Source organism: Mitsuaria sp. TWR114 (assembly GCF_007997345.1).
The window spans coordinates 21455-27488 of record NZ_VOSR01000464.1 but is presented as its reverse complement, the minus strand read 5'-3'; the positions used below and the strand labels follow the sequence as shown (position 1 = coordinate 27488).

The window sequence follows — 6034 nt, the reverse complement described above, 5'->3', positions numbered from 1 at the left end:
CGAGGCCCGCGACGTCCGCCTGATCCTGATCGACCCCAAGATGCTGGAAATGAGCGTCTACGAGGGCATCCCCCACCTGCTGGCGCCGGTCGTGACCGACATGAAGCAGGCGGGCAACGCGCTGAACTGGTGCGTCAACGAGATGGAGCGGCGCTACAAGCTCATGTCCAAGATGGGCGTGCGCAATCTGGCCGGCTACAACAAGAAGATCGCCGACGCGGCCGAGCGCGAGGAGAAGATCCCCAACCCGTTCAGCCTGACGCCCGAAGAGCCGGAGCCGCTGGACCGGTTGCCGCACATCGTCGTCGTCATCGACGAACTGGCCGACCTCATGATGGTGGTCGGCAAGAAGATCGAGGAACTGATCGCGCGCCTGGCCCAGAAGGCCCGTGCCGCCGGCATCCACCTGATCCTGGCGACGCAGCGCCCGTCGGTGGACGTGATCACCGGCCTGATCAAGGCCAACATCCCGACCCGCCTGTCCTTCCAGGTCTCGAGCAAGATCGACTCGCGCACCATCCTCGACCAGATGGGCGCCGAAGCGCTGCTGGGCATGGGCGACATGCTCTACATGGCGTCGGGCACCGGGCTGCCGGTGCGGGTGCACGGCGCGTTCGTCAGCGATGACGAGGTGCATCGCGTCGTCGACTACCTGAAGGAGCAGGGCGGCGAGCCGAACTACATCGAAGGCATCCTCGAGGGCGGCGTGCTCGACGGGGACGGCGGCGGCGATGGCCTGCCCGGCCTGGCCGCCGGCGGCGACGGCGAATCCGATCCGATGTACGACCAGGCGGTGGCCGTGGTGCTGCAGCACAAGCGGGCCTCGATCTCGCTGGTGCAACGCCACCTGCGCATCGGCTACAACCGGGCCGCCCGCTTGCTGGAGCAGATGGAGAAATCGGGCCTGGTGTCGTCGATGGCCACCAACGGTAACCGCGACATCATCGTGCCCAAGCGGGAGGAATGAACGGCGCCGGCCGACGCGTTCCTCGCCTTCCGCACCTCCCGCTCCGTTCAAGCATCCACGCCATCGTCGACGAGCCTCCCATGGTCCATCCGCTCCATTCGTTTCAATCGCTCCGTTCCCTGTCGCTCCGCGGCCTTCGCGCGACCCGCGCGGTCGCGGGCGCGGCGCTGCTGGGGGCCGCCGCGCTGGCCCATGCCGACGGCGTGAGCGCGCTGCAGCAGTTCGTGACCGAGGTGAAGAGTGGCCGCGCCAGCTTCACGCAGACGGTCACCGCGCCCGATGGCAAGCGCAAGAAGACCACCACCGGCACCTTCGAGTTCCAGCGGCCGAACCAGTTCCGCTTCGCCTATGCGAAGCCGGCCGAACAGCTGATCGTGGCCGATGGCAAGGAGGTCTGGATCTACGACCCGGACCTGCAGCAGGCCACGGTGCGGCAGATGGACCAGGCGCTGGGCGCGACGCCGGTGGCGCTGCTCGCCGGGGGCGACCTGTCGCGGGACTTCACGCTGAAGGCGCTGCCGGCGGCCAACGGGCTGGACTGGGTGCAGGCGACGCCGCGGCGCAACGACAGCGGCTTGCAGAGCCTGAAGCTGGGCTTCAAGGGACGCGAGCTGTCGGCGCTGGAGATCGTTGACGGCTTCGGCCAGCAATCGGTGATGCAGTTCAGCGCGGTGGAGCCCAATGCCAAGGTGTCGGCCGAGCGCTTCCGCTTCACGCCGCCGCCGGGTACGGACATCGCGCGCCAACCCTGACCGAGCTTCGAGCCTGCACCGATGAGCAACGCGTCGCTCTTCCCGGACGAGTTCGATCCCGTTCCCAGCGGGCCGCCGGCCATGGGGGCGCCGGGCAAGCACGCGCCGCTGCCGGAGCGGCTGCGGCCGCGTCAGCTCGACGAGGTCGTCGGCCAGCGCCACCTGCTCGGGCCCGGCATGCCGCTGCGCGTCGCGCTGGAGAGCGGCCGGCCGCATTCGATGATCCTGTGGGGCCCGCCGGGCGTCGGCAAGACGACGCTGGCGCGGCTGATGGCGCAGTTCTTCGACGCGCAGTTCATCGCGATCTCGGCGGTGCTGGGCGGCGTCAAGGACATCCGCGAGGCGGTCGAGCGCGCCATGGCCGCAGCCGGGCAGGGGCGGCGCACGATCGTGTTCGTCGACGAGGTCCACCGCTTCAACAAGGCGCAGCAGGATGCCTTCCTGCCGCATGTCGAGTCCGGCCTGTTCAGCTTCATCGGCGCAACGACGGAGAACCCGTCCTTCGAGGTCAATTCGGCGTTGCTCTCGCGCGCGACGGTGCATGTGCTGAAGTCGCTCGACGAGCAGGACATGCGCGAGCTGCTGGCGCGCGGGCGCGAGGCCCTGGGCGCGCCGCCGGTCAGCGAGGCCGCCACCCAGCGCCTGATCGGTTATGCCGACGGCGACGCGCGGCGGCTGCTCAACACGCTGGAGACAGTGGCGCAACTGACGCCGGCGGACACGGCGGAGATCGACGAGGCGCTGCTGGAGCGCACCCTGGGCGAGCAGCTGCGGCGCTACGACAAGGGCGGCGACCAGTTCTACGACGTGATCTCGGCGCTGCACAAGTCGGTGCGCGGCTCCAACCCCGACGCGGCGCTGTACTGGCTGGTGCGCATGCTCGATGGCGGCGTCGACGCGCGCTACATCACGCGTCGCCTGATCCGCATGGCCAGCGAGGACATCGGCAACGCCGACCCGCGCGCGCTGCGGATCTGCCTGGATGCCGCCGAGACCTACGAGCGCCTGGGGTCGCCCGAAGGCGAGCTGACGCTGGCGCAGGCGGTGGTGTACCTGGCGATCGCGCCCAAGTCCAACGCCGTCTACAACGCCTACAACCAGGTGCGCGCGCTGATCAAGCAGGACAGTTCGCGGCCGGTGCCGGTGCATCTGCGCAATGCGCCGACGCGGCTCATGAAGGAACTGGGCTACGGCAAGGCCTACCGCTACGCGCATGACTTCCCCGGCGCCTATGTCGCCGGCGAGCAGTACCTGCCGGACGGCCTCGAGGACCAGCGCTTCTACGAGCCGGTGCTGCGTGGCCTGGAGATCAAGATCGGCGCCCGGATGGACGAGCTGCGACGGCTGGACGCGGAGGCGCTCGGTCAGGAGGGCGAGGCCGCGGCCCGCCGCGGCGAGGGCCGCGAGGACTGAGCATGGGCGCGGCGTGGCGAGCCTCTTTCACGACGCGCCTGGTGCGCGCTGGGCAGCCTGTCGCGCGGATGCGCGGGCGGTGTTTCGGCGCGGTCCTGGGTTTGACCTTGAGCCTTGGCCTGGGCGTGGCCGCACCGGTCGCGCAGGCGGCGGCCGCCAAGCCGGCGCCGGTGGTGCGTCCGGCGCAGCCGCCCGAGGGGCCGACGCTGGCCCGCATCCGCGAGACCGGCGTCATCGTCCTGGGCTACCGGCCGGCATCGGCGCCGTTCTCCTACCTCGACGCGCAGCTGCGTCCCACCGGCTATTCCGTCGAACTGTGCGAGCGCGTGATCGCCTCGCTGCGCACGCGGCTGAAGCTGCCCGACCTGGAGGTGCGGCGCGTGGCGGTGGGCTCGGCGACGCGCATGCCGATGGTCAGCAACGGCACGCTGGACATGGAGTGCGGCATCACCACCAACACCGCGGAGCGGGCCCGCAGCCAGGCCTTCTCGGTGACGATCTTCGTGGCCGAGACCAAGCTGATGACGCGCCATGGCGAGAAGGTGCAAAGCCTGTCCGACCTGCGCGGCCGGCCGGTGGTGAGCACCATCGGCACGACCAGCATCCAGCACCTGGCCAAGGTCAACGAGCAACTGGGGCTGGGCATCCGCATCGTCGCGGGGCTGGATGATCCGGACGCTTTCCAGCTGCTGCGCAGCGGCCGCGCCGACGCCTTCATGATGGACGACGTCATCATCCGCAGCCTGCTGGCGCAGCAGGGGTCGGCGGTCTCGCCCGACGACTACGTGATCTCCGACCGGGCGCTCACGGTCGAGCCCTACGCGATCGGGCTGAACCGCGACGATCCGATGTTCAAGACCATGGTCGACGACGTGCTGGTCGGCCTGTACCGCAGCGGCGAGATCCACACGATCTACAGACGCTGGTTCGAGTCCCCGCTGCCGCCCTCCGGCATCAACCTGAAGCTGCCGATGAACGCCGCTTTCCGGCGCGTGGTGGCGCAGCCGACCGACTCGCCCGATCCGGAGCGTTATCGCTGAAGGCGCTGAAGGCCGCGGCGGGTGCCGCCGGCGCGGCGCGGTCGCTCGCGATCGCACCCGAGCAGCCTGAGCGGCCGTTCAGCAACTCGACGAAGCGCCGCGCCGCCAAGCCCAGTGGCCGGGTCTGCGTCCACACCACGTCGACGTAGAGCTGCAGCGCGGTGGTGAAGTTGCCGGCGGGAATCTGGACCAGCTCGCCCGAGGCCAGCGCCGCGCGCACGAAACCGGACGGCAACCAGGCCCAGCCCAGCCCGGCCGACACCATGCGCAGCGCCGCGACCGGGCTGTCGGTGCGCCACTGCACCCGCGAGACCGAGATCCGTTTGTCGACGTCGCAGGCATCGCGGCCAGCGACCAGGATCTGGCGCTCGGCGATCAGGTGTTCGTCGCGCAGCGCCAAGGCCTCGCGCGCAAGCATCGGATGCGAGGCGGCGACGACGGCGAGCAGCGTCTCGCGGGCCACTTCCTGGAACTGCTCGGACGGGTCCAGGCCCTGGCGCTCGAACACCAGCGCCAGCTGCGCGCGCCCGGATTTCAGCATCGCCAGCGCGTCCGCCTGCGGCGCGGTCAGCACCTCGATCTCCAGCAGCGGGAACTCGGTCGACAAGGTCGTCAGCGCGTCGCTCCACGGCGTCGCCGCGACCAGTTCAGGCGCGACCGCGATCACCAGCGACGGCTCCAGGCCCTGCGTCATGGACAGCGCGTGCCGGTTGAGCTGGCCGAACTGCTCGGCCAGCCGGCGCGCCTGCGGGACCAGCGCGAGCGCCTGCGGTGTGGGCACGGGTTCGCGGCCGGCGCGGTCGAAGAGCGGCAGGTCGAGTTCGGCCTCCAGGTGAGCGATCGTCATGCTCACCGCCGACGGCACCCGGCCCAGCGCACGGGCGGCGGCGGAGAACGAGCCGTGGTCGATCGCGGCGAGGAAGACGCGGAGATTGTCCAGGTCGAAGGCCATGGCGGTCCTTGTGGGAGATGGAGAGTGAGAGGTTGATCTATCAGTCGGTCTGATGGATCCTGACTTCAACTATCAGGATGACGAACATACAGTCCGTCCCATCGTGAATCAAGGCCTCGGCGCAGGGCGGCCACGCTCAACGCGCCGAGGCTCTCAACAAGGAGTTCGACATGGTGTGGGGTGTGCTGTTCCTGGCGGGGCTGTTCGAGATCGGATGGGCGGTCGGGCTGAAGTACACGGAGGGCTTCACCCGGCCGTGGCCGACGGTGGGCACCGTGCTGGCGATGGTGACCAGCGTGGTGCTGTTGGGCTGGGCGCTGAAGCACCTGCCCGTCGGCACGGCCTATGCGATCTGGACCGGCATCGGCGCGGTCGGCACCGCGATCGCGGGCATCGTGCTGCTGGGCGAATCCGCCTCGCCGGCCCGGCTGGCCTGCATCGGGCTGATTGCCGTGGGCATCGTCGGGCTGAAGATGGTCTCGTCGCAGTGAGGGCTCGGCCGGCGTCGGCGCCGGCCTGCCAGGCGGAAGCCGGCAGGGCATGGGACTTGCCGTCCACGGTCATCCCGACCGCAGGAGTTCCCCATGCCCGACTTCGACGAACGACGAGACCACGCCTACGACCGCGAGCAGGAGGCCGCCTATTGGCGCGACAACTACGCCAAGCGGCCGTACATCCAGCAAGGCGACACCCATGACGACTTCGGCCCGGCGTATGCCTATGGCGTCGATGCGTTCGCGCGTTATCCCGACCGCGACTTCGATGATTTCGAGGCCGAGCTGCATCGCGACTGGGGCGAGCAGCGCAAGGGGTCGTCGCTCGACTGGGCGCGCGCCAAACCCGCCGTGAAGGATGCGTGGCAGCGCATCAAGGAGGCCTCGAACATGCCGCCGTCCACGCGCTGAGGCTG

At 69.7% G+C, this 6034-nt stretch carries 7 protein-coding genes; 6 read left to right on the top strand and 1 reads right to left on the bottom strand.

The genetic code is table 11. From position 1 onward, the window contains the following. From FUT87_RS16825 to FUT87_RS16810, 4 genes are all read left to right on the top strand, one after another. Positions 1–967: DNA translocase FtsK (locus FUT87_RS16825; RefSeq protein WP_255511882.1), on the top strand; the 967-nt coding region annotated here is incomplete at its 5' end. 80 nt (positions 968–1047) lie between these two features. Further along, positions 1048–1719, top strand: a complete 672-nt coding sequence (gene lolA, locus FUT87_RS16820; RefSeq protein WP_147241755.1) for an outer membrane lipoprotein chaperone LolA — start codon at positions 1048–1050, stop codon at positions 1717–1719. Positions 1720–1800: 81 nt separating this feature from the next. Then, positions 1801–3132: a replication-associated recombination protein A gene (locus tag FUT87_RS16815; protein WP_186830581.1), complete on the top strand. Its 1332-nt coding sequence runs from the start codon at positions 1801–1803 to the stop codon at positions 3130–3132. Positions 3133–3239: 107 nt separating this feature from the next. After that, on the top strand, positions 3240–4172 hold the full coding sequence (locus tag FUT87_RS16810; protein ID WP_183491118.1) for an amino acid ABC transporter substrate-binding protein: 933 nt from the start codon (positions 3240–3242) through the stop codon (positions 4170–4172). Here the strand turns inward: FUT87_RS16810 and FUT87_RS16805 are convergent. Further along, on the bottom strand, positions 4087–5124 hold the full coding sequence (locus FUT87_RS16805) for a LysR family transcriptional regulator (RefSeq protein WP_147241752.1): 1038 nt from the start codon (positions 5122–5124) through the stop codon (positions 4087–4089). The genes FUT87_RS16810 and FUT87_RS16805 overlap by 86 nt on opposite strands. 170 nt (positions 5125–5294) lie before the next feature. On the opposite strand from FUT87_RS16805, the gene sugE reads away from it, so the two are divergent. Together sugE and FUT87_RS16795 are read left to right on the top strand one after the other, a co-directional pair. Beyond that, entirely contained in the window at positions 5295–5615 is a 321-nt protein-coding gene (sugE, locus tag FUT87_RS16800) for a quaternary ammonium compound efflux SMR transporter SugE (protein WP_091724250.1), read from the top strand. Positions 5616–5708: 93 nt separating this feature from the next. Next, on the top strand, positions 5709–6029 hold the full coding sequence (locus FUT87_RS16795) for a hypothetical protein (protein WP_147241751.1): 321 nt from the start codon (positions 5709–5711) through the stop codon (positions 6027–6029). Positions 6030–6034 lie beyond the last annotated feature (5 nt).